At 67.2% G+C, this 23,357-nt stretch carries 18 protein-coding genes; 11 read left to right on the top strand and 7 right to left on the bottom strand.

The window, feature by feature from the left end:
* Positions 1-11 precede the first annotated feature (11 nt).
* From PO883_RS08820 to PO883_RS08805, 4 genes are read right to left on the bottom strand one after another with little or no spacing between them, the layout of a single operon-like run.
* Positions 12-1,418: a TolC family protein gene (locus PO883_RS08820; protein WP_289309422.1), complete on the bottom strand. Its 1,407-nt coding sequence runs from the start codon at positions 1,416-1,418 to the stop codon at positions 12-14.
* Between the two features lie 2 nt (positions 1,419-1,420).
* Positions 1,421-1,759 (bottom strand): hypothetical protein, encoded by a 339-nt coding sequence (locus tag PO883_RS08815; protein ID WP_289309421.1) that lies wholly within the window; start codon positions 1,757-1,759, stop codon positions 1,421-1,423.
* A gap of 56 nt (positions 1,760-1,815) precedes the next feature.
* Positions 1,816-2,154, bottom strand: a complete 339-nt coding sequence (locus tag PO883_RS08810; RefSeq protein WP_289309420.1) for a hypothetical protein — start codon at positions 2,152-2,154, stop codon at positions 1,816-1,818.
* A gap of 42 nt (positions 2,155-2,196) precedes the next feature.
* A complete protein-coding gene (locus tag PO883_RS08805; RefSeq protein WP_289309419.1) occupies positions 2,197-2,397 on the bottom strand; it encodes a heavy-metal-associated domain-containing protein in 201 nt (66 codons plus the stop codon).
* 138 nt (positions 2,398-2,535) lie between these two features.
* Between PO883_RS08805 and PO883_RS08800 the strand changes: the two genes are divergently transcribed.
* From PO883_RS08800 to PO883_RS08790, 3 genes are all read left to right on the top strand, one after another.
* Positions 2,536-4,743, top strand: a complete 2,208-nt coding sequence (locus PO883_RS08800; RefSeq protein ID WP_289309418.1) for a cation-translocating P-type ATPase — start codon at positions 2,536-2,538, stop codon at positions 4,741-4,743.
* A 5-nt stretch (positions 4,744-4,748) separates the two neighbouring features.
* On the top strand, positions 4,749-5,138 hold the full coding sequence (gene cueR, locus PO883_RS08795) for a Cu(I)-responsive transcriptional regulator (RefSeq protein ID WP_289309452.1): 390 nt from the start codon (positions 4,749-4,751) through the stop codon (positions 5,136-5,138).
* Positions 5,139-5,345: 207 nt separating this feature from the next.
* The gene (locus PO883_RS08790; RefSeq protein WP_289309417.1) at positions 5,346-6,431 is read left to right on the top strand and encodes a GDSL-type esterase/lipase family protein; all 1,086 of its coding nucleotides are present in this window, start codon (positions 5,346-5,348) and stop codon (positions 6,429-6,431) included.
* Between the two features lie 387 nt (positions 6,432-6,818).
* Here the strand turns inward: PO883_RS08790 and PO883_RS08780 are convergent, their stop codons facing one another.
* The 3 genes from PO883_RS08780 to PO883_RS08770 form a co-directional block, all read right to left on the bottom strand.
* A complete protein-coding gene (locus PO883_RS08780; protein ID WP_289309416.1) occupies positions 6,819-10,226 on the bottom strand; it encodes an RICIN domain-containing protein in 3,408 nt (1,135 codons plus the stop codon).
* A gap of 171 nt (positions 10,227-10,397) precedes the next feature.
* Positions 10,398-12,200 (bottom strand): bacterial transcriptional activator domain-containing protein, encoded by a 1,803-nt coding sequence (locus PO883_RS08775; RefSeq protein WP_289309415.1) that lies wholly within the window; start codon positions 12,198-12,200, stop codon positions 10,398-10,400.
* Positions 12,201-12,269: 69 nt separating this feature from the next.
* The gene (locus PO883_RS08770) at positions 12,270-12,734 is read right to left on the bottom strand and encodes an N-acetyltransferase (protein WP_289309414.1); all 465 of its coding nucleotides are present in this window, start codon (positions 12,732-12,734) and stop codon (positions 12,270-12,272) included.
* Between the two features lie 195 nt (positions 12,735-12,929).
* On the opposite strand from PO883_RS08770, the gene PO883_RS08765 reads away from it, so the two are divergent.
* The 8 genes from PO883_RS08765 (at position 12,930) to PO883_RS08735 (ending at position 23,337) form a co-directional block, all read left to right on the top strand.
* Positions 12,930-13,658: a TorF family putative porin gene (locus PO883_RS08765; protein ID WP_289309413.1), complete on the top strand. Its 729-nt coding sequence runs from the start codon at positions 12,930-12,932 to the stop codon at positions 13,656-13,658.
* Positions 13,659-13,857: 199 nt separating this feature from the next.
* On the top strand, positions 13,858-13,944 hold the full coding sequence (locus tag PO883_RS35070; protein ID WP_082692272.1) for a potassium-transporting ATPase subunit F: 87 nt from the start codon (positions 13,858-13,860) through the stop codon (positions 13,942-13,944).
* Positions 13,944-15,725 carry a potassium-transporting ATPase subunit KdpA gene (kdpA, locus tag PO883_RS08760; protein ID WP_289309412.1) on the top strand — a complete coding sequence of 594 codons (1,782 nt, stop codon included), beginning with the start codon at positions 13,944-13,946 and terminating at the stop codon, positions 15,723-15,725. The genes PO883_RS35070 and kdpA overlap by 1 nt, the downstream gene beginning before the upstream one ends.
* Before the next feature lie 18 nt (positions 15,726-15,743).
* Positions 15,744-17,843 carry a potassium-transporting ATPase subunit KdpB gene (gene kdpB / locus PO883_RS08755; protein ID WP_289309411.1) on the top strand — a complete coding sequence of 700 codons (2,100 nt, stop codon included), beginning with the start codon at positions 15,744-15,746 and terminating at the stop codon, positions 17,841-17,843.
* Positions 17,844-17,856: 13 nt separating this feature from the next.
* Positions 17,857-18,441: a potassium-transporting ATPase subunit KdpC gene (gene kdpC / locus PO883_RS08750; protein ID WP_054264914.1), complete on the top strand. Its 585-nt coding sequence runs from the start codon at positions 17,857-17,859 to the stop codon at positions 18,439-18,441.
* A gap of 14 nt (positions 18,442-18,455) precedes the next feature.
* Positions 18,456-21,140, top strand: a complete 2,685-nt coding sequence (locus tag PO883_RS08745; RefSeq protein ID WP_289309410.1) for a DUF4118 domain-containing protein — start codon at positions 18,456-18,458, stop codon at positions 21,138-21,140.
* Between the two features lie 38 nt (positions 21,141-21,178).
* Positions 21,179-21,886 (top strand): two-component system response regulator KdpE, encoded by a 708-nt coding sequence (gene kdpE, locus PO883_RS08740; protein ID WP_289309409.1) that lies wholly within the window; start codon positions 21,179-21,181, stop codon positions 21,884-21,886.
* The gene (locus PO883_RS08735; RefSeq protein WP_289309408.1) at positions 21,883-23,337 is read left to right on the top strand and encodes a sigma 54-interacting transcriptional regulator; all 1,455 of its coding nucleotides are present in this window, start codon (positions 21,883-21,885) and stop codon (positions 23,335-23,337) included. Before kdpE ends, PO883_RS08735 begins: the two co-directional genes overlap by 4 nt.
* Positions 23,338-23,357 lie beyond the last annotated feature (20 nt).

Below are 23,357 nucleotides of genomic sequence, written 5' to 3'. Positions count from 1 at the left end.
TGCGTGTCCTTTCAGTGTTGGGCGGGTTCGGCGCCGGCGGCGCGTGGCGCCGGGGTTGCGGTTGCGGCGCTGTCGCCGGCGCCGGTCAGCGCGGCTTGCAGGGCGGCGTCGGCGAGCCAGTAGTCGCGCTGCGCTTCGATGGCGGCGTTGACGCTGACAACCTGCTCGCGCGCGTCGGCCAGCAGTTCGAAGACGCTGATCAGCATGCCGTTGTAGCGCAGCAGCTGCTCGTCGGCGATGCGTTTTTTGAGCGGCACCACTTCGTCGCGGTAGTGGCGTGCCAAGTCATAGGCGGTGCGGTAGGCGCCATAGCTTTCGCGCACCTGCGAGCGGGCGTCGACAGCAAAGCCGGCGGCGCGGTGCACGGCCTGCATGTACATCGCTTCGGCCTTGGCCATTTTGGTGCCGCCCCAGTCGAACAGGGGAATCTGCAGTTCGATTTCGTAGCCGGTGGCGCGCTCGCCGGTCGCGCCGGTGTTGCGCAGGTAGCTCAGGTCGAGCAGGTTGACGAAGCGCGTGGCGCGCGTGAGGTGAAGCGACGAGGCCAGTCCGGCCAGTTCCTTTTGCGCCATCAGCAGGTCGAGCCGGTTGTTCATGGCCTGTGCTTCAGCATCGACCACCTCGCGCGGAGCCGCTGGCAGGTCGGGCAGGCGTTGGGGCAGGGTGAAGGCCGCTGCGCTTGAAAGGCCCATCAGGCGCGTGAGCGTTTCGCGTTCGAGCGTGCGCGTCTGGCGCGCGCGGGCCAGCTGGGCCACCGAATCGGCGTAGAACGCCTGTTCGCGCGCGTGCTGCAGTTTGCTCCAGTTGCCGGCCACCGCCATGCGGCGCGCCAGTTCGGCGCTCGCTTCGGCCGCGTTTTTCACCTGCTCCATGTACTCGGCGCTTTGCTGGGCCGCGACCGCGCCGTACCAGGCGCGCCGGGTGGCGTCGGCGGTGCGCAGCACGTCGCCGGCCGCGCGCAATTGCGCCTGTTCGTAGCGGCGCCGTTCCAGGCGCGTGGTGAGCGGCATGGTCAAGAGGCCGATCACGGGCAGCATCAGCTTGCGTTCGATCTCGACGCCGTCGTGGCTTGTCAAGCGGCCGAAGCTGAACACCGGGTTGGCGATGCGGCCGGCCTGCACCAGGTCCGCTTCGGCGATACCCAGTTCCGCGTAGCCGGCTTGCAGGCTGCGGTTATTGAGCAGGGCGACGGTCACAGCATCTTCGGCCGACAAAGGCTTGGCCAGCAGCGCGCCGACCTGGCGTTCGACGCTGGCGGCGCCCGGCGCGGTGGACGGAATCGTATCGCTGGTGCGCTGCTGCGCGAGCTGGCGCACCTCGGCGTAGCCGCCATCGGGCGAGAACGATGCGCAGCCGGTGGCGCAGGCGCAGATGGCCGCCAGCGCGATGCGGCGCAGCGGAGTCGATAGTCGTTGCATCGTCATTCCTTGTGGTGGTGGCCGTGGTGCGGTTCGGACTTGGCCTTGGCCGGCTCCGGGCTCTTTTTCATGCCGCTCATATCGTGGCCGGCATGGGGATCGTCAAGCTTTGGCGCGTCCGGTTTTTGGGTGGCGCTCATGTCGTGACCGGCGTGACCCATGTGGCCGGGCGCCTTGCGCAGCTGGTCGTTGGTCTCCTTCCAGGATGCCGGTTGCGGCTCCTGGTAGGTGCGGTACCCGGCAAAGGCCGAGTCGTAGGCAGGTGGCGCGGCGCTCGTTTGCGCCAGCGCCGGCGAGGCGGCGGCAAGCAGCAGCGGCCATATCGGGCGAAGGGAATTCATGACAACCTCAATCGTGTTGGTTAAAAGACGCTGGTCCGCGGACGGACCAAGGGCATTCAGGCGATCGGGGAATGAGGAGGACGCTCCAGGCCGCCCGGGATATGCTCCGTCACGTGCATGGCGGCGTAGGCAATCGCTTCGGATGCGGGCGCTCGCGCATCGGCCAGCGCGGCAAAGGCCGGGGCGATGGCCATGCCCACGCAGCAGAATGCACAGTTACTGCACTTGGCGGGGCTGTCCGGCTGGTGGCAATGGCCTTCGTCCATGCTGGCGGCGACCTGGCTGGCGACCGCTGTCCTGGCCGCCTCGCACAGCGCCGACGATGCCACAGCGAAGCCCTGCAAGGGTATCGCGAGCAGCAACAGCCAGACCAGCAATGTTCGGAAGGACGTCATGGGTAAAGTCTAGCACATGGAAAATCGGGGCCGCACCGGTGCTTAAGCTGCCACGGTCGCCGGGTAGCCGGCGTTGGCCAGGCTGGCGACGATGCGCTCCTGCGCCGCTGTCGTGTTCAGCAGGGCGGTGCGCGCCGGCATGTCGAACGCGATCACGGCATCCTGGTCGAGCTCCTTGACGGCCTTGGTAATGACGCCTGCGCAATGGCCGCAGCTCATGTCGGGGATACACAGCTTGATCATGGCGAAACTCCTGTTGGTGAATATGACAAATCCCATTGTCGACGTTCCCACGGTGGGAAGGTCAAGCGTTTTTTTCGCTTGACCTTACTATAATGGGAAGCCCGATCATGGTGGCATGCGTTTGTAAAGGAGCAAGAAATGACTACCACGACAATGCGGGGCCAGCAGGGCGCGTTTGAAACGTCGCTGGAAGTGGGCGGCATGACGTGCGCCTCGTGTGCCGGACGGGTCGAAAAAGCGCTGCGCGCGGTACCGGGCGTGCAGGGCGCCAGCGTCAACCTGGCCACCGAGAAAGTGCTGGTCACGGGGACTGCGCAGCCGCTCGATGCCGCCCAGCTGATTGCGGCGGTCGAGCGCGCCGGCTACACGGCCAGCTTGCCTGCCGTGGCGGCGCCAGCGCCGCCACGCGCCTTGTCCGAGCCGGTGGAAATCGCGATTGCCGCCGCCCTGACCATTCCCTTGCTCGCACCCATGCTGTTGGCGACGGCAGGCATCGACTGGATGCTGCCGGCCTGGGTGCAATGGCTGCTGGCCACCCCGGTGCAGTTCTGGATCGGCGCGCGCTTTTACCGTTCCGCCTGGAAAGCATTGCTGGCCAGAAGCGGGAACATGGATTTGCTGGTCGCGCTCGGCACCTCGGCCGCGTATGGCCTGAGCCTGTACCAGTGGCTGGGCCAGCCGCAGCATCATGGGGCGCACCTGTATTTCGAGGCGGCAGCGGTGGTGATCACTCTGGTGCGCCTCGGCAAGTGGCTGGAAACGCGGGCCAAGCGCCAGACCACCGAAGCGATCCGCGCCTTGCAATCCCTGCGCCCGGAAACGGCGCGCGTGCGCCGCAACGGCGTGGAGAGCGACATGCCGACCGCCCGGCTCAAGATTGGCGACGAGGTGGTGATCCGCCCCGGCGAGCGCATTCCGATGGATGGCGACGTCATCGAAGGCGCCAGCCATGCCGACGAATCGATGCTGACCGGCGAAAGCCTGCCCGTCAGCAAGGGCGTGGGGACGCGCATCATCGGCGGCGCGGTCAATGGCGAAGGCGTGCTGGTGGCCCGTGCCATTGCCATCGGCAGCGAAACCGTGCTGGCGCGCATCATCCGCGCGGTCGAGGACGCGCAGGCGGCCAAGGCGCCGATCCAGCGCCTGGTGGACAAGGTCAGCGCCGTGTTCGTGCCGGCCATCGTGCTCATCGCGCTGCTCACGTTTTTTGGCTGGTGGCTGGCCAACGGCGACTGGAGCGCGGCGCTGCTCAACGCGGTGGCGGTGCTGGTCATTGCCTGCCCCTGCGCGCTGGGCCTGGCCACGCCGACGGCGATCATGGCCGGGACCGGGGTTGCCGCCAAATACGGCATCCTGATCAAGGATGCCGAGGCGCTCGAACTCTTGCATGGCGTCACCGTGGTGGCCTTCGACAAGACCGGCACCCTGACCGCCGGCAAGCCGCGCCTGACCGCGACCGTGGCGGCGCAGGGCGATGAGCAAGCCTTGCTGGCGCTGGCGGCCGCCGTGCAGCGCGGCAGCGAGCATCCGCTGGCGCGCGCGGTCGGGGATGCGGCGCGGGCGGCGGGCATCACGCCGGCGCCGGCCACCGGTACGCGCGCCCTGGCCGGGCTGGGCGTGCGCGCCACGGTCGATGGCCGCGAGCTGTTGCTGGGCAATGCGGCATTGATGCGCCAGCACGGGATCGATATCGCCGCGCTGGCCGCGCAAGGGCAGGCGCGCGAAGATGCCGGCGACACCGTGTCGTGGCTGGCCGAAACCGGGACCAGCCCGCGCCTGCTCGGCATGTTCGCCTTTGGCGACGCGCTCAAGCCGGAAAGCCGGGAAGCGATCGATCGCCTGCACGCGGCCGGCATCCGCACGGTGATGCTCAGCGGCGACAACCCGGGCAGCGCGCACCACATCGCGGGCCAGCTCGGCATCGACGAGGTGCATGCGCAGGTGCTGCCCGAGGGCAAGGCAGCCATCATCGCGGCCCTGCGCGCCCAGGGCGAGCGGGTGGCGATGGTGGGCGACGGCATCAACGATGCGCCAGCCCTGGCGGCGGCCGATATCGGCGTGGCCATGGGCGGCGGGACCGACGTGGCGATGCACACGGCCGGCGTGACCCTGATGCGGGGCGACCCGCGCCTGCTGGTCGACGCCATCGATATTTCGCGCCGCACCTACGGCAAGATTCGCCAGAACCTGTTCTGGGCCTTTGTGTTCAATATGATCGGGGTGCCGCTGGCGGCCTTCGGCCTGCTCAATCCCATGATCGCGGGCGCGGCGATGGCGTTTTCCAGCGTCTCGGTGGTGAGCAATGCGCTGCTGCTCAAGCGCTGGGTGGCGGGAGGAACAGCATGACGATGATGAATATCGGCGAGACGTCCAAGGCGTCGGGGGTGTCGGCAAAAATGATCCGGCATTACGAATCGATCGGGCTCATCGGCGAGGCGCAGCGTACCGATGCCGGCTACCGGGTGTACGGGCCGCAGGATGTGCAGGTGCTGCAGTTCATCCACCGCAGCCGCGAGCTGGGCTTTTCGCTGGAGCAGATCAAGACCCTGCTGGCCTTGTGGCAAGACAAGCAGCGCGCCAGCAAGGACGTGCGCGCCATGGCCAGGCAGCATATCGCGCAGCTGGACCGCAAGATCGGCGACATGCAGGCCATGAAGCGGACCCTGGAAAAACTGGCCGGCGCCTGCCATGGGGATGAGCGGCCGGATTGCCCGATCCTCGATGATTTGTCGCTGGGCTGAACCTGCCTGTACCGCCGCCGCGCGGACCCAAGTGGAAAATAGTTCCGCGCCCGAGAACTATGGCGAATGACGGACATCTAAACGAATTGAGCTAACGTTCCCGCGCACCCGCGTGGCGCATCGTTTTCATTTCTACACCGTCATGAGGAGCTGCCCGTGAAAACAAGAACCCTTTCGCCAACTGGCATTGTGAGCGGCATGTTGATCATGTCCCTTGTCCTGTACCGGGAGCCCGCGGCTGCGGCGCCGGTGGCCTACCTGGCGGGCGACTCCACCGTCGCCAGCTACGGGACCGGAAATTATCCCCAGCAGGGCTGGGGCGGCAGGATCCGGGATTACCTCACTACCGGCATCACCGTCGACAACCGCGCGATCGGCGGCAGGAGCAGCAAGAGCTTTGTCGACGAAGGGCGACTCTCTTCCATCCTCAGCGTCATCAAGCCGGGCGACTATCTATTCGTTCAGTTCGGCCACAACGACGGCTATGGCGATCCCCGGCTGCATACGGACCCGTACACCAGCTTCAAAACCTACCTGGCAATGTACGTCGACCTGTCGCGCCAGTACGGCGCCATTCCGGTCCTGGTAACGCCGATGGGGCGGCGCCGCTACAACGACAGCGGCAGGTTCATTAACGACTTCGCCGACCGCGCCGCCGCAATGAAACAGCTGGCAAGCGAGAAAAATGTCCCGCTGATCGACCTCAATGCCAAGAGCATCGCTTTCTACGATGGGGTGGGGGTGGCGGCCACGGCCGACGTGTTTCTCTGGCTGGCAGCCAACGAGTATCCACGCTTTCCCAATGGGGTCTCCGACGACACGCATTTCCAGGAGTATGGCGCCGGCCAGCTGGCGCGCCTGGTCGTGCAGGGTATCGAAGAAAGCCGGCTGGCCATGCGCAGCTTCATTGGCGCCGTCGGCTATCCCGCCGAAGCGGCGGTGCTCACCGGCACAGGCACCGTGCGCGCACGCAACTATACGGGGTGGCAAGGGAAGGGCTATGTCGACTTCCCGCAGACGGGCGGTACGATGACACTTAACAATGTCATCGGCAAGGCGGGCGGCACGCATACCCTGCGCATCCGCTTCGCCAATGGCGCGGCAGCGCCGCGCACCGGCCAACTTGTGGTCAACGGGGTTGCCATTGCCATCAGTTTCAATGCTACAGGAAGCTGGAATACGTGGGCAAACAAAGAGATTGCCGTCACACTCAGGAGCGGCGCCGGGAACAAGATCAGCCTGCGTTCCATCGGGGGCGACATGGCCAATATTGACGGCATCACCGTGCTGTGATCGCTCCAGCGGAGATGCGTCACCCTGGCAGGAGGGGTAGCATCACGCCACGCTGTGCATCGCCGCCGATGGTTTGTTGAGCATGCGATTCCTCAAGCATCCATTCCAGGCGCTGCGGATCGGCGCCGTCGCATTGGTCCGCACGGTTTGCGGGATTGTTGGGAACATGGCCCGATGCGATTGCATCGCACCTGGTGCCGCGCCATGTGCGCGCGATGGCGAAGCGGCATATCGCGCAGCTGGACCGCAAGAGCGGGGCATGCATGCCATGCAGCGGACCCTGGAAAAACTGGCCGGCGCCTGCCACGGCGACGACCGTCCCGACTGCCCGATTCTCGACGATTTGTCGCTCGCTTAAGGCTGCGGCCGGCACGCCGCCGCTGTCCGCTAGTGATAAACCGGACGCAAGCCCTCGCTGTCTCTTGCCCAGTCGAACGTGGCCGGCACCCGGACCGGCGCGTCGACTACGACCTTGCTGCCTTCCAGGTGGAAGACGGCGTCCGGCGTCGCGGCCAGCGGCCCGTCGACGGCCTGCGCGCCCAGCACGAGCCCGCGCACCGTGCCGTCCGGGTGGCGCTGCAGCAGCAAGGTCCTGGCCCGCACAGACATTGTTCCCGACGTCAGGTCAGCCGCATCGAGCGAGCTCTGGAAGTGCAGCTTGACGCCGCCGGCGGCGGTGGCGGCGAAGGCGGCGATGCCGCCGCTGGACGTCTCGACCGGTGTGAGCGGCGCAGGCTTGCCGGTGTCGGCGGCGGCCAGCAAGGTCACCAGTTGCTGGCTGCCCGTGCCGCGCCACGCCACATCGACTTGCACCGCCGGCTGGTAGCGGGTGTCGGGCTTGGTCTGGGTGTCGAACCAGCCGCGGTTCGGCGCGGCCAGTTCGCCGAACTGCTTGTTGTAGGCGAAACTTGGATCGCCCTGTTTGCCGAAGTGGTACATGAACAGATTGGGGCCGTCGGCATCGCTGGTCGCCACCATGCGCTTGCCGGCATCGGCATTGACTTCGGTATTCTGGAAACCGGGAACATCGAACACCTTGGGCGGGTAGTGCCACAGCTGCGCATAGCTGAACGTCTTGGCCGCCGCTTCCGGCTTGACCAGCAGTTGGTCGAGCATGATCCACAGGTCCAGGTCGCGCAGGAAGATCACGGCGCGTTCGTGGGAGACGTCGGTCATCACGCCCTTGGTGCCGTGCGCCTCGCCGTAGCCATTGCGATGCAAGCCTTCGACGAAGTCGATGTGCGTCGTGAAGGCCGAACGCGCCTGTATCGGCGTGGGCGCGCTTGCCGTCCAGTGCTCGCTGCCGAAGCTTTGATCGAGGCCGTTGACCATGATCGTGTTGGTCTTCTGGGTGCGCCCGGCGCCGAAGAACGCTTCCTTGGTGCCGGGCGTGACCGCGCTGTAGCTGTCGCCGCCCGGGATGACGATCAGCGGCCGTCCGAAGGCATGGATCTGCACCGAATTACGGTTGCCCATCTGGTGCCCGACGGTCGGCCGGAATGCGCTCATGTACAGGTAAGGGGAGAAGGTGCTCCAGTCCTTGCGCAGCACCGCGTAGCCGCTGTAGGGGAAGCTGATCGAGGTGAAATCGAGTTTGCCGCCGGCGGCCACGCGCTCGATGTCGTCTCCCTTGAACGGATGGTTATATAGTTTTTCATTCAGGGTGTTGCGCTGTTGCTGAGCCCATTGCTCCCAGCCGGCGGCCGATTCCCACACCGGCTTGGCGATCCTCGGCACATATTCGCCTTCCATCGGCAGATACCCGGTGGGCAAGGTCACGCTGCGCATGAAGCGCTCGAAATCCTGCAAGTGCGCCGCCAGCGGCTTGGCCCAGGCGGGATTGCCGGCCTGGCCCAGTTCCAGCAGGACGGACTCGCCCTCGGCGGAGCTCAGATTGTAGTTGAACGACGGTTCCAGCATCGCGCCGTCCTGATGGAACGATTCATCGACGAATTTTTCGAAGGCCAGTTCCACCCGCGGTGCCATATCGCGCACGGCCTGAAATTCAGGAAACAGCTTGCTGATGAAGAGCAGTGCCGTAAAGCCAAAGCGGCGCTGGTCCGGCGCCCGGCCGGCGGCGGCCGTTTCGTAAGCCTGCAGCATCGCCGGCGGGTGATCCTTGACCAGCGAGCGCACGACCGCGTAAAAGTCGTCCAGGGGAATGGTATCGTAGGCCGCCTGCGCGATCGGGCCGTCGCGCTGCGTCAGCACCTCGCGCCACGCCACCGGGTGGCTCGCCGGCGACTGCGCGCTCTCGGCCTGCTGGTCGCCGAGGATCTTGGCAAAGGCGCCCATCGCCTGGATCATATTGCCCGTACGCATAGCCTGACCCAGGACCGAGCCGGCGTTGCCATCCCAGCGGCAAGGAAAGTCGACTTTCTGGGCCAGCAGCGGGGCGATATCGTTTGCCTGGTTGCGCGCGAAGTCGCCGGCAATCTGGAACCACTTGCTGATGAAGTCGGGGTTGTGGGGATGGGCATGATAGGCCGCCGGAAAGGACCCGAGGGCGTTGAAGTCGCAATAGCTGGTCAGATAGGATTTGCCCTCAGGCACGATCCAGTTGATCCGGTTAACCGCCAGCTTCGGGTCGCCGCGCATGCCGAACGGATCGCGCGGATCGGGCGCCGTGCCTGCCCGCGCACCGATCAGGTAGGCAGCCTCGGCGCGGATCACGCTGCTGGCCTTCCAGGAGTGTTGCTGGAACTGGCCCAGCGCCATGGTGCGCAAGCGCTCAAGCACGGTGTTGCGGTAGCTGGTCAGTGCCCCGCTTGCGTCGCCGTGCAAGAGCGCGGCATGGAAGGCATTGGCCAGCGGCGTGCCCGGCACCAGCATCGCGGCCACCTCCGTGGCCAACTGGGTACGCGGGTCACGCTGGGACCCCGCGTTACGCGAGCGGAGCTCCCAGCGCTGCTGGGCGCCGGCGCCGCACGCGGCCTGGACCAGCTGGACGCCGTTTGCCCTCGATGCGCCCGCCACTTCCGCGCATAGCGCGTTGTGCGCGGAGGCCAGGCGGTACTGGTTGCTGCCTTGCGCATTGACGCGCCACGACTGCGTCGGCTGGACCGGGTTGCAGCTGCGCTGCGCCAGCAGGAGCGGCGTGCCGGCGGCGCCAGGCTCGGCGTTCATGCATTTGCCGCTACCGCCGTTGATGACGCTGAACTGATCGCCGCCGCGCCGTTTGAGCGTCCACTCCTTGTTGCTCAGTGGGCCGCACGCGTATTGATTGACCTTGGCGCCATCCGCGCCGGAGCCGCCGCCAACTTCGAGACACAGGTCCGACGCCCGGTTTTTCACGGTAAAGGTTTGCTTGATCAATCCCCACGCCTGGTCGGCTCGGTTGGTGCAGCTGCGTTGCTCGAGCTGCCCGCCAGGCGCGGGCGCGCTCAGGCACAGGCCGCTGTGTCGGGAGACGATCTCGACCGAGCCAGCGGCGCCGGGGGCAAGGCGCCAGCGCTGGTTGTTCAGCGTCGGGTTGCACTGCCATTGATTGACGGTCGCGCCATCGATGCGCGAGCCGCCGCCAACGTCCAGGCATTTTCCGGTCAGCGGCGTGATGATCTGATACAGGTCTTCGCCCGCCGGCACCAGAAACCAGGCCTGCGACAGCTGGCCGCTGCACAAGGAGGTGACAGCGGCGGCGCCGTTGTCCAGGGACTCCTTCCACACATCCATGCACTGCCCGCTACCTTGGGACACCAGATTGTAGCCCTCGTCCGTGAGCGGGACGGCGGCGCGGGCCGACCCCAGGGGCAGCGCGAGCAATAGCGGCAGTATTGGTTTGAGCAAGATGGTCATCGGCGGTCCGGGAAATAGTGTGGGAAGAAGCTTGCCGGCCGGTGCGATGAGGCGCCATCGCACCGGCTGCGTCCAACTATAATCGTCGCACCGATCGCGGCAATCACTATGAGGATCGTTAGCCGCGCTGGCCGGCCCGCGCGGCGGCCGCGGCAGGCAGATGCCGGCGGATCAGCCGCCGGCTTTTTTGGCGCCGGGCTTGACGACCCTGGCCACTGCCTCGCTGAACTGGCCCGGCTCGCCCGAGGCGGCGCGCTTTTTCAGCGCCTCCGTGGTGCGCTTGCGGTCTTTGCTCAAGTGCAGCAGCATACGCAGGCTGGCGTCGGCCTCGGCACGCATCCCGCTCAGCGCGGCGGCTTCGGCCAGGTTTCTCCAGCCATCGGCATGCCTGGGCGCAGCGGCCACCAGTTCGCCCAGCACCCTGCGCGCACGCTCATGGTCGCCGGCGCCGATCAAGGCGGCGCCGAGCTTGCTGCGGGCATCCATGTTGGCGCTATTGGCCTCGAGCGCGGCCTCGAACGCCGTGATGGCGGCCGCATTGTCCTTGTTGAGCAAGGCTTTGGCGCCACGCGCAAAGGCTGCCGCCGATGCGGCCTTGTCGGCCTTCGAGACCGCTGCCGGCGATGCGGTTTTTGCCGTCAGGGTACGCACCGTCGCCCAGTCCTGGGCATTGGCCGCGACCATGATCGGGGACAGCAAGCGCACTGGCTTCACGGGCGCGCTGACAGGGGCGATCGCGGCTGCGGCCGGTGTTGTGCCAGCCGCGACCGCCGCCGGCGGCGCCGCGGGGTCCGTGACTAGCTTGTACAGCAACACGCAAACGATGACCGCCGACAGCAGGGACATCGCCAGTGATAGCAAGTCCGGGCCCTCACTTGGGGCAGGCGCGGCGGGCGTGGCCGCCGGCTGGGCATAGCGCTGCGCGCGCTTTGCCAATGCCGACTGGCGCACCTGCTGCGACCGCCTTGCGTAGCGCGCGTCGCGCCAGGCCGACAGAATCCATACGGCGCCGACCGCCGCCAGGCGCTCCAGCTTCATTTCATAAAAAAAGCTGGCCGATGCCAAGCCGGTGAACATCAGCGCCAGCAGTGCCACAATGGGCAGCAACATGCCGCGCGAGATGTACTTCCCTTTTGCCCGATTGGCTGGCAGCGCGTCGCTCACCAGATTGGCCGCGTTGGTGCCGTCGGCCCAGACATTGTATTGTTTGCCGCCGTAGGCGATCACGACATGGCCCATCGGCACATACATTGGCGATGCGTCCCAGCGGGTGCTGGCGTTCCAGTGCCAGTCGCGCTGCACATTGCCCTGCGCGTGGTGCTTGACGCTCGTCTCGACCAGCTTGCCGACCTGCGCCTCGGTGTGCAGCGCATATGCTTCTTTGGCGGCCAGCGTGTACGGATGGGTATCCACGCCGCTGATAAAGCCGACGTCGAAAGGCGTCGCCGTTTGCAGCTTGCGCAAGCGCTCAAGCAACAGCAAGGCGTTGGGCGCCACGCCGCTGCCGCCATAGCCGAGCAGGACGAAGTTGCCGGCGTCCTGGCCGCTGACCGGGCGCCAGTCGACCACGGCGCGTGTCCTGGTGACCGGCACCCGCTCCGATTTGCCATCCACGGTGCGCTTCACATGGTCGGTATAGGTATCGGTCCGGTTGTAGCCGAACGAGGCGGTCCACGTGGCATTGTACGAGCCATCGAAGGCAAAGCAGGGCAGGTAGAAGCGTTTTACGGATAGCTCGGCGCGCTCGACCATGTCGTCGGGTACCTCATCGTTCGCCGCCAGGTGATGCAGCACCGCGTAGGCGAGCGCGTTGTCTTCGACCGTCATCGGAATGAGCAGTTGCGCCGTTGTGGCGGCCACCGGCGCAACGCGCGCGATTTCCGTGACCGCGTCGCAGTACTCGCATTGCAAGGCTTGCAGCCCCGCCGCGTAAGTCAGGCTTGCGCCGCATCCCTTGCAGATCAATGTGTCCAACTGTGCCGCCATGACATCCTCAAAAAATGAACGGGTTCCCGTGCCGGCAGCATACTTGAGGATGTTGCTTTAGGATATGTTTTTAGCTGAGAAAGTCGCCAGGCGACGCTCCGGCGCCGGAGCGCTTCCCGTTAATATCTTCTCCAACCGCCACGCCGCCATCCCATCCTCGTAATACTCCTCGTATTGCCCGAACACCCGATATGCGCGCGTGGTAAACAGCCCGATCGACGCCACGTTATCCTTGCGCACCTCCAGATAGAGCGCCGTGCACCCGCGCCCCAGCGCCGCCTGTTCCGCTGCCCGCACCAGTGCCGCCGCCACGCCGCAACCCTTCCACGCCGCCGCCGTGGCAATCGTGTACACCCGCGCCCGCGCCGTATTCGCGCGAAACAGCAAGGTCAGGTAGCCACGTATCTCGCCCGCCGCCGCGTCGATCAGGGTCACCGAATTTCCTTGCGACAGAAGATGCCGGAAACTGCGCCGGCTGACCCGGTCGCCGGCAAAGCTCGCTTCTTCGATCGCCGCCAGCATCGCCACATCCTCCATCGACGCGCTACGAATCATCGCCGTCTCATGCTTTCCCACCGCTACTCCCTTGGCTTCCTTGAAGCATGCATTTTTACATTTCTTTTACGGCAGCGCCCTAACTCTTTAGAAATTTTTTACGGCCGCGCCGATACGATTTGCCGTCTCTCCGTTTCCCATCACAGCAAAGAAAGAAGCACCATGAAGATTGCCATTCTCGCAGCCCTGCTGTCGGTGTCCGCGCAGGCAGCATCGGCCGCGGACGACTTCAGTCTTAACGCGGCCCTCACCAGCGACTATCGCTATCGCGGCATCTCGCAAACCCGCCTCCAGCCGGCGTTGCAGGGCGGGGCCGACCTGGTGCACAAGCCGTCTGGCTGGTACTCGGGTGCCTGGGCCTCGACCATCACCTGGACCGGCGACGCCGGCGGCGGCGGCAAGGTCGAACTCGACCTCTATGGCGGCAAGCGCGGCGAACTGGCGCCCGGCATCGCTTACGACGCCGGCGTGCTGACCTATGTCTACCCATCCAACAAGCTCGGCCACATAGCCGGCTTCGCCAACGCCCACACCACCGAGGTCTACGGCCAGCTCGGGTACGGCGTCGCCCTGGTCAAGTATTCCCACGCGCTCACCAACCTGTTCGGCTACGTCGACAGCCAACATAGCGGCTACCTCGACCTGGCCGCCAATCCCGCCCTTGGCAAGGGCCTCGTGCTCAACCTGCACGCCGGGCGCCAGCGCGTGGCCCACCATGGCGCCGCCAGCTACACCGACTACAAGATCGGCATCACCAAGGAGTTCGGCGTGGCGAGCGTGGCGCTGGCAGCGATCGGCACCGACGCCGGCAAGGCCGCCTACGCCTCGCCGGCGAACGGCAAATTCCTCGGCAAACGCGCGCTGCTGCTGACCGTCGGCACGACCTTTTAATGCCGGCGTTTACGCTTTGTTTACACCTGCGCGGCAACTCTTTACACCATTTTTAGACGCTTGCCGATACGCTCATCAATAACAAAACCAATTCGTTCGAGGGTGATATGGACTTGATTTTCATTGGAGCGATCCTGCTCTTTTTCGGCCTCAGCTGCGCTCTCGCGGCCGGCTGCGCCACACTGGGGGAGAAAAAATAATGGCCCTCATCTATATCGGCGGGCTCGTCGCAGCCGGCCTGCTGGCTTACCTGGCACATGCGCTGCTGAATGCGGAGGACCTGTGATGAGCACGCAATCGATGGCGCTGCTGGGCGCCTTTTTGGCCGTACTGCTGGCGCTGGCCTGGCCGCTGGGCCGCCAGCTGGCCAAGGTCGCCGAGGGCGGCGCCGTACCCGGCTTCGGCTGGCTGGCGCCGCTCGAACGGCTGCTGTACCGCGCCGCCGGCGTGTCGCCCGGCGCCGGCATGGGCTGGCAATCGTATGCGCGCGCGCTGCTGGTGTTTAACGGCCTGGGCGTCCTGTTCGTGTACGGCGCGCAGCGCTTGCAGGCCTTCCTGCCGCTCAATCCCCAGGCGCTGGCCAACGTCAGTCCCGATTCCTCGTTCAATACCGCCGTCAGCTTTGTCGCCAACACCAACTGGCAGGGCTACGGCGGCGAACAGACCATGAGCTACCTGACCCAGATGGTGGCGCTGGCGGGCCAGAATTTCTTTTCCGCCGCCACCGGCATGGCCGTCGCGTTCGCCCTGATGCGCGGCTTCGCTTCGCGCTCGGCGGCATCGATCGGCAACTTCTGGGCCGACATCACCCGCTCGACGCTGTACGTGCTGCTGCCGCTATCGCTGCTGTTGGCCGTGTTCCTGATGGGGCAGGGCGTGGTCCAGAACTTCAACAGCTACCAGCAAGTGCAGCTGATCGAGCCGGTCGCCTACACGGTCGTCGGCGCCGGCCCGGACGGCCAGCCGGTAACGCAAGCAAGCGTGGCTACCACCCAGAGCATCGCCATGGGTCCGGTCGCCTCGCAGGAAGCGATCAAGCTGATCGGCACCAACGGCGGCGGCTTCTTCAACGCCAATTCCGCCCATCCGTACGAGAATCCGACCGCCCTGTCGAACTTTGTCCAGATGCTGGCGATTTTCCTCATTCCCGCCGCGCTGTGCTTTACCTTCGGGCGCATGGTCGGCGACCCGCGCCAGGGCTGGGCCGTGCTGGCCGCCATGAGCCTGATCTTCGTGGTGGCCGCCGCGGTGCTCATGAGCGCGGAACAGGCCGTGCACCCGCAACTGGCGGCGCTGGGCGTCGACCAGGGCGCTGGCAGCTTTCAGGCCGGCGGCAATATGGAAGGCAAGGAAGCGCGCTTCGGCATCGCCGCCTCGTCCCTGTTCGCCGCCGTGACCACCGCCGCCTCCTGCGGCGCGGTCAACGCCATGCACGATTCATTCGCGCCCATCGGCGGCATGCTGCCGATGCTGCTCATGCAGCTGGGCGAAGTGGTGTTCGGCGGGGTCGGCTCGGGCCTGTACGGAATGCTGGTATTTGCCATCATGGCGGTGTTCATCGCCGGGCTGATGATCGGCCGCACGCCGGAATACCTGGGCAAGAAAATCCAGGCCCATGAAATGAAAATGAGCGCGATCGTGATCCTGGTCACGCCGCTGCTGGTGCTGAGCGGGACCGCGCTGGCGGTGATGCTGGACGCCGGCCGGGCCGGCATTGCCAACCCCGGCGCGCACGGCTTCTCGGAGATCCTGTACGCCTTCAGTTCGGCGGCCAACAACAACGGCAGCGCCTTCGCGGGCTTGTCGGCCAATACGCCGTTCTATAACACCATGCTGGCCATTGCCATGTGGTTCGGGCGCTTTGCCGTGATCGTGCCGGTGCTGGCGATTGCCGGCGCGCTGGCCGCCAAGCCGCGCCTGCAAGCCAATGCCGGCACCATGCCGACCCACGGCCCGGTCTTCATCGGCCTGCTGGTGGGCGTGGTCATGCTGGTCGGCGTGCTCAATTATGTCCCGGCGCTGGCGCTCGGCCCCGTTGCCGAGCATTTGCAGCTCTATACCAAATAACTTCACGCGGAGCCCATGATGTCGCAAGCACTTCCGCTGCCACTGGCAGCCACCACCCGCAAGACACTCACCTTGTTCGATACGGCACTGATTGGTCCCGCCATCGTCGACGCCGTGCTGAAGCTGGGACCGCGCACGCAATTGCGCAGCCCCGTCATGTTCGTCGTCTACGTCGGCAGCATCCTCACCACCTTGATGTACTTCCAGGCCGTCGCCGGCAAAGGCGACAGCGGCAGCGGCTTTACCCTGGCGATTGCCATCTGGCTGTGGTTTACCGTGCTGTTCGCGAATTTCGCCGAAGCGCTGGCCGAAGGGCGCAGCAAGGCGCAGGCCGCGTCCTTGCGCGGCCTGAAGCAAAGCGTCAGCGCCAAGCAGCTGGCCACGCCCAAATACGGTACCACCTGGCTGCCGCTTTCCGGCGCCGATCTGCGCAAGGGCCATACCATTCTGGTCGAAGCGGGCGATGTGATTCCCATCGACGGGGAAGTCATCGAAGGCGTGGCGTCGGTCGATGAAAGCGCCATCACGGGTGAATCGGCGCCGGTCATCCGCGAATCGGGCGGCGATTTTTCGGCCGTCACCGGCGGTACCCGCGTGCTGTCGGACTGGCTGGTGGTGCGTGTGACGGCCAACCCGGGCGAGACTTTCCTCGACCGCATGATCTCGATGGTCGAAGGCGCCAAGCGCCAGAAGACACCCAACGAAATCGCCCTCACCATCCTGCTGGTGGCCTTGAGTATCGTGTTTTTGGTCGTCACCGTGACCCTGTTGCCGTTTTCGCTGTTCGGCGTGGCCGCCGCCGGCGCCGGAAAACCGGTCGGCGTGACGGTGCTGATCGCGCTGCTGGTATGCCTGATCCCGACCACCATCGGCGCGCTGCTGTCGTCGATCGGCGTGGCCGGCATGAGCCGCATGATGGGCGCCAACGTGATCGCCACCTCGGGCCGCGCGGTGGAAGCGGCCGGCGATGTCGACGTGCTGCTGCTCGATAAAACCGGCACCATCACCCTGGGCAACCGCCAGGCCGCGGGCTTCTTCCCCGCGCCGGGGGTGAGCGAGCGCGAATTGGCCGACGCGGCGCAACTGGCGTCGCTGGCCGACGAAACCCCGGAAGGGCGCTCGATCGTGGTGCTGGCCAAGCAGCGCTTCGATATCCGCGAACGCGACATGGCCAGCCTGCAGGCCAGCTTCATTCCATTTAGCGCCAACACGCGCATGAGCGGCATCGATGCCGGCGCGCGCCAGCTGCGCAAGGGCGCGGCCGAGTCGGTGAAAAAGCACGTGGAGGCGCTCGGCCTGGCGTATCCGCCCGAGGTGGCGCGCATGGCCGACGAGGTGGCGCGCCGTGGCAGCACGCCGCTGGTGGTGGCAGACGATGGCCGCGTGATGGGCGTGGTGGAGTTGAAGGATATCGTCAAGGGCGGCATCCGCGAACGCTTCGCCGAGCTGCGCCGCATGGGCATCAAGACCGTGATGATCACCGGCGACAACAGGCTGACCGCCGCCGCGATTGCCGCCGAAGCGGGGGTGGACGATTTCCTGGCCGAGGCCACGCCGGAGGACAAGCTCAAACTGATTCGCAGCTACCAGGCCGAAGGCCGGCTGGTGGCGATGACCGGCGACGGCACCAACGACGCGCCGGCGCTGGCCCAGGCCGACGTGGCGGTGGCCATGAACTCGGGCACCCAGGCCGCCAAGGAGGCCGGCAACATGGTCGACCTGGATTCGAATCCGACCAAGCTGCTCGACATCGTCGAAATCGGCAAGCAGATGCTGATGACGCGCGGTTCGCTCACCACGTTCTCGATCGCGAACGATATCGCCAAGTATTTTGCGATCATTCCGGCGGCCTTCGTGGGCACGTATCCGCAGCTGAAAAGCCTGGACGTGATGCGCCTGGCCAGCCCCGATTCGGCCATCCTGTCGGCCGTGATTTTCAACGCCCTCATTATCGTGGTCCTGATTCCGCTGGCGCTCAAGGGCGTGCCGTACCGGGCCATCGGCGCGGCGGCCCTGCTGCGCCGGAACATCCTTATTTACGGTGGGGGCGGCATCGTGCTGCCGTTCATCGGCATCAAGCTGATCGACATGCTGCTGTCGGCGCTTCACCTGGTCTAGAAAGGACATCGTCATGAAAACCACTTTTCGCCCCGCCCTCATGCTGTTCGGCGCGCTGACCCTGGTCGTGGGCGGGCTGTATCCGCTGGCGGTCACCGGCATCGGCTACGCCGCCTTTCCCGACCAGGTGCGCGGCAGCCTGGTGACGCAGGGCGGCCGGACGGTCGGCTCGCGCCTGATCGGGCAATCGTTTGCGTCGCCCGGCTATTTTTGGGGACGTCCGTCGGCGACCGCACCGATGGCCTATAACGCGATCGCCAGTGCCGGCTCGAACCTGGGGCCGCTCAACCCGGCGCTGATGGCGGCGGTGCGGGGCAGGGTGGCGGCGCTGCGCGCGGCCGATCCGGGCAATACGGCGCCGGTACCGGTGGACCTGGTCACCGCCTCGGCCAGCGGGCTCGATCCGGAAATCAGCCTGGCGGCGGCGCGCTACCAGGCGGGCAGGGTGGCGCGCGCACGCACGCTGCCGCGCGAGCGGGTCGAGGCGCTGATCGGGGCAACGGCGATCATGCCGCTGTTTGGCGTGTTCGGGGAAGCGCGCGTGAATGTGCTGGCGCTCAATCTCGCGCTGGACAGGGCGTATACTCGGGCGGATTAGCGACAAAGGCGGCCATGTCCCCAACTGAAACCCAACGCGCCGATCCCGACGCCCTGCTGGCCCAGGTCCAGAGCGACGAGCGCAAGGCCGCGCGCGGCAAGCTGCGCATCTATTTCGGCGCCTCGGCCGGCGTCGGCAAGACCTGCGCCATGCTGGTCGCCGCCCGCAAACTGCGGGACGAGGGCGTGGCGGTGCTGGTCGGCGTGCTCGAAACCCACGGCCGCCCCGACACCGCCGCCCTGCTCGACGGCCTGGACCTCCTTGCCCCGGCCATGCGCGCTCACCGCGGCCAGGCGCTGCGCGAGTTCGACCTCGATGCCGCCCTGGCCGCCGCGCCGTCCCTGATCCTGGTCGACGAGCTGGCCCACTCCAACGCGCCCGGCTCGCGCCATCCCAAGCGCTGGCAGGATGTGGAAGAGCTGCTGGCGGCCGGCATCGACGTCTTCACCACTGTCAACGTCCAGCACCTGGACAGCCTGAACGACGTGGTCGGCGGCATCACCGGCGTGCGCGTGGCCGAAACCGTGCCCGACACCGTGTTCGACGGCGCCGACGAAGTGGTGCTGGTCGACCTGCCGGCCGACGAACTGCTGGCGCGCCTGCGTGGCGGCAAGGTGTATCAGCCGGAACAAGCCGAACGCGCCGCGAAAAACTTTTTCCGCAAAGGGAACCTGATCGCCCTGCGCGAGCTGGCCCTGCGCCGTACCGCCGACCGGGTCGAAGGCGATGTGCGCGCCTACCGCATCGAAAAATCGATCGGCCCGGTGTGGAAGACCGGCGGCGCGCTGCTCGCCTGCGTGGGGCCGCGCGCCGATGCCGAGCATGTGGTGCGCAGTACCGCGCGCCTGGCGGGCCAGCTCGGCGCCGACTGGCATGCCGTGTACGTGGAAACGCCGGCCCTGCAGCGCATGCCGGCGCCGCGGCGCGAACTGACCCTCAAGACCTTGCGCCTGGCGCAGGAACTGGGCGCGAGCACGGCGGTGCTGGCGGGGCGCGACATCGCCGACGCCATCGTCGGCTACGCGCGCGAGCACAACGTGTCGAAGCTGGTGCTGGCGCGCGCACATCCGTCCTGGCCCTGGCGGCGCGCGCACCGCGAGCGCATCGCCGGCATCGCGCCGGATATCGACCTGATCGAAGTCGGCGGCGGCAAGCCGCGTCCGGCCGAGGCGGCGCCGGAAACGAACACCGTCACCCTGGCCTTCGACAGCGGCAAACGGCGCGCCGCGGCCTATGCCTGGTCGGGCGCGGCCAGCCTGGCCGCCGCGCTGCTGCTCGCGCCGCTGGTCGGTCACGTCGACCTGGCCAACATCGTCATGCTGCTCCTGCTGGTGGTGGTGCTGGTGGCGGTGCGCTTCGGACGCGGGCCATCGGTGCTGTGCACCTGCCTGTCCGTGGCGTGCTTCGATTTTTTCTTCGTCACGCCGCGCTTCGACTTTGCCGTCTCCGACCTGGAGTACCTGATTACCTTCGGCGTCATGCTGGCGGTCGGCCTGATCACCGGCCACCTGACGGCCGGCTTGCGTTTCCAGGCGCGCGTGGCGGCGCACCGCGAGCACCGTTCGCGCGCGCTGTACGAGTTCGCGCGCGAACTCTCCGGCGCGCTCCAGACCGAGCAGATCGTGGACGCCACGCGCGCCGCCATCGCCCGCACCTTCCGCGCCGGCGCCACCCTGCTGGTGCCCGATGCCGAAGGCCGCCTGCAAGCGCCGTCCGGCGCCACGGCCGACATGGGCATCGCCCAATGGGCCTTCGACCACGCCCAAAGCGCGGGCCTGGGCAGCGGCACCCTGCCGGCCAGTCCCCTGTTCTACCTGCCGCTGGTGGCCCCGATGCGCACGCGCGGGGTGCTGGCCATCGCGCCGGAACAACAGCGCTGGATGCTCATTCCCGAACAGCGCACCCAGCTCGACACCTTCGCCGCGCTGGCCGCCATCGCGCTCGAACGGGTGCACTACATCGAGGTGGCGCAGGATGCGCTGGTAAACATGGAGTCCGAACGCCTGCGCAATTCGCTGCTGGCGGCGCTGTCGCACGACCTGCGCACGCCCTTGACCTTGCTGGTGGGCCTGTCGGAATCGCTGGCCGACTCCGGTCCCGCACTGGCGGCGCCGCAGCGCGACATGGCGGTCATCCTGCACGAGGAAGCGCTGCGCATGAGCGCCCTGGTGGCGAACCTGCTGGAGATGGCGCGCATCCAGAGCGGGCAGATCACCTTCAACATGCAGTGGCACCCGCTCGAAGAAGTGGTCGGCAGCGCCCTGCGCGCCTGCGCCGCGCCGCTGCGCGCGCATGCGGTGCGCACCGCGCTCGCGCCCGGCCTGCCGCTGGTGCGCTTCGACGCGGTACTGATCGAGCGGGTGTTGTACAACCTGCTGGAGAACGCCGCCAAGTACACGCCGCCCGGTTCGACCATCGAGGTGTCCGGCACAGTCCATGGCGCATGGCTGCAATTGCGCGTCGATGACGACGGCCCGGGCTTCCCCGCCGGACGCGCCGAGACCCTGTTCGAGAAGTTCGCGCGCGGCGAGCGCGAATCGGCGAAACCGGGCGTGGGCCTGGGGCTGGCGATCTGCCGCGCGATCATCGAGGCGCATGGCGGTAAAATCGAGGCTGGCGCGTCGCCCATCGGCGGCGCCTCGCTTGTAGTGAACCTGCCGCTCGGAACCCCGCCGCCCGGCCCCGAACCTGAAACCTGAAACCTGAAACCTGAAACCTGAAACCTTCGCACCGCCCGATGACTGATTCCGCTCCCACCGCCCTGCTGGTCGAAGATGAACCGCAGATCCGCCGCTTCGTGCGCGCCGCGCTCGAAGACGAGGGCTGGGTCGTGTTCGAGGCGGCCACCATGCAGCGCGGCCTGATCGACGCCGGCACCCGCACGCCCGACCTGGTGGTGCTGGACCTGGGCCTGCCCGACGGCGACGGCATCGCCTTCATCAGCGACCTGCGCAAGTGGTCGGGGGTGCCGGTGATCGTGCTGTCTGCGCGGGTGGGCGAGGCCGACAAGATCCGCGCGCTCGACGCCGGCGCCGACGATTACCTGACCAAGCCGTTCGGCGTGGGCGAGTTGCAGGCGCGCGTGCGCGCCACCTTGCGCCGCCAGCGCCAGCCGGGCGCCGCGCCCGCCGCGCTGGTGCGCTTCGGTTCCGTAAGCGTGGACCTGAAAGCGCGCCGCGTCACCAAGGGCGGCCAGCACGTGCACCTGACCCCGACCGAATTCCGCCTGCTGGCGGTGATCGTGGCTAACGCCGGGCGCGTGGTCACCAATCCGCAGCTGCTGCGCGAGGTGTGGGGGCCGTCGCACGGCGAGGATGGCCACTACCTGCGCATCTACATGGGCCATCTGCGCCACAAGCTCGAAGACGATCCGGCGCAGCCGCGCTGCCTGCTGACCGAAACCGGCGTCGGCTACCGTCTCTTCATGCCGGATGAGCGCCCGTGAGCTTGTCCCTGATCGACGCCGAAAATACGCTGGCCTCGCCGGTCTGCGCGCTGGCCGGCCGCGCCGCGCTGCGGCTGGCGCTGACCATCCTGTGGCATCCGCAGCCGCAGCGCATCGGCGAGCAGTTCATCGCCGCGGCGGGCAGCGGCGACATCGATGTCAATCGCTTCGCGCCGCTGTTCGGCGGCCTCGCGGGCAGCGCGCAAGCGCTCGGGCAGCGCCGCATCGCGCGCGATGCGCTGCGCTTGCGGCGCCACCGCGACCATGGCGTGAGCCTCCTGCCGCCGCAAAGCCGCATGCGGGTGGAACTGAACGGCGCCATGCTGGCCGGCGCGCCCGTGCGCTGCACGCCCGAACAGGTGGATGCGGGCCTGGTCATCGGCCTCGGTGGCGTGGTGCTGCTGTGCGTGCACTGGATGGACCGCCTGCCCCAGGCCAGCGCCATCGCCGCCGTGCACGGGGTCGGCAGCGCCGCCATCCGCGTGCGCGAGCTGATCCGGCAGGTGGCCGCGACCGACCTGCCGGTGCTGCTGCTGGGCGAAGCGGGCAGCGGCAAGGAACTCGCCGCGCAGGCGATCCATCAAGCCAGCGCGCGCTGCCGCGGCCCGCTGGCGACGGTCAACCTGGCGACCCTGAGCGAAGCGCAGGCGGTAGCCGACCTGTTTGGCGCGGATACGGGCGCCTTCGCCCGGGCCGATGGCGGCACCGTGTTTCTCGACAAGATAGGCACGGCGCCGCAGGCGGTACAGGCGCAGCTGCTGCGCGTGCTCAAGACCGGCGAGTACCGCCCGGTCGGTGCGCGCGCCGATCAGGCGGCGCGGGCCCGCCTGATCGGCGCCAGCGACCACGATCTGCATGATGGCAGCTTCAATCAGTCCCTGCTGCGCCGCCTCGAAGCGCTGGTGGTGCGCCTGCCGCCCCTGCGCGAGCGGCGCTGCGATATCGGCGTGCTGGCGCTGCACTTCATGCAAGCCTGGAGCGCGCGCACCGGCTGCGCGCCCGAGCTGCCGCTGGCCTTCGTCAGCCAGTTGTGCAACTACGACTGGCCCGGCAATGTGCGCCAGCTCGGCAAGGTGGTGCAGCGCGCGCTCAGCGCCGCGCAGGCGGGCCAGCCGCTCGCTTTCAATGCGCTGGTGCCCGGTGTGGCGGGGCGGACGGCGCGAATCCGGCTGGCACAACTGAGCGGACAGGCGGTGCTGGACGCGCTCGAAGCCAACGGCTGGCTGATCCGCAACGCGGCGCTGGCGCTGGGGGTGTCGCGGCCGTCGATGTACAAGCTGATCGGGGAGCATCCCGCCATCCGCCAGATCGGCCAGATCGCGCCGGACGAGATCGCGGCGGCGCTGGCGGCGCACGGCGGCGACGCCGGCCGCTGCGCCGCCGCGCTCAGGACCCCGAGCGAAGCGCTGCGGCGCTACCTGCGCCGGCAGGCCGCGGGCAAGCTGTTGTGAAGCGGGCACGGCGGCATGCG

The organism is Massilia sp. DJPM01, assembly GCF_030348125.1.
Classification (GTDB): Bacteria; Pseudomonadota; Gammaproteobacteria; order Burkholderiales; family Burkholderiaceae_D; genus Telluria_A; species Telluria_A frigida.
The sequence above is the reverse complement of the archived record's forward strand: the minus strand, read 5'-3'. Positions and strand labels throughout refer to the sequence as shown.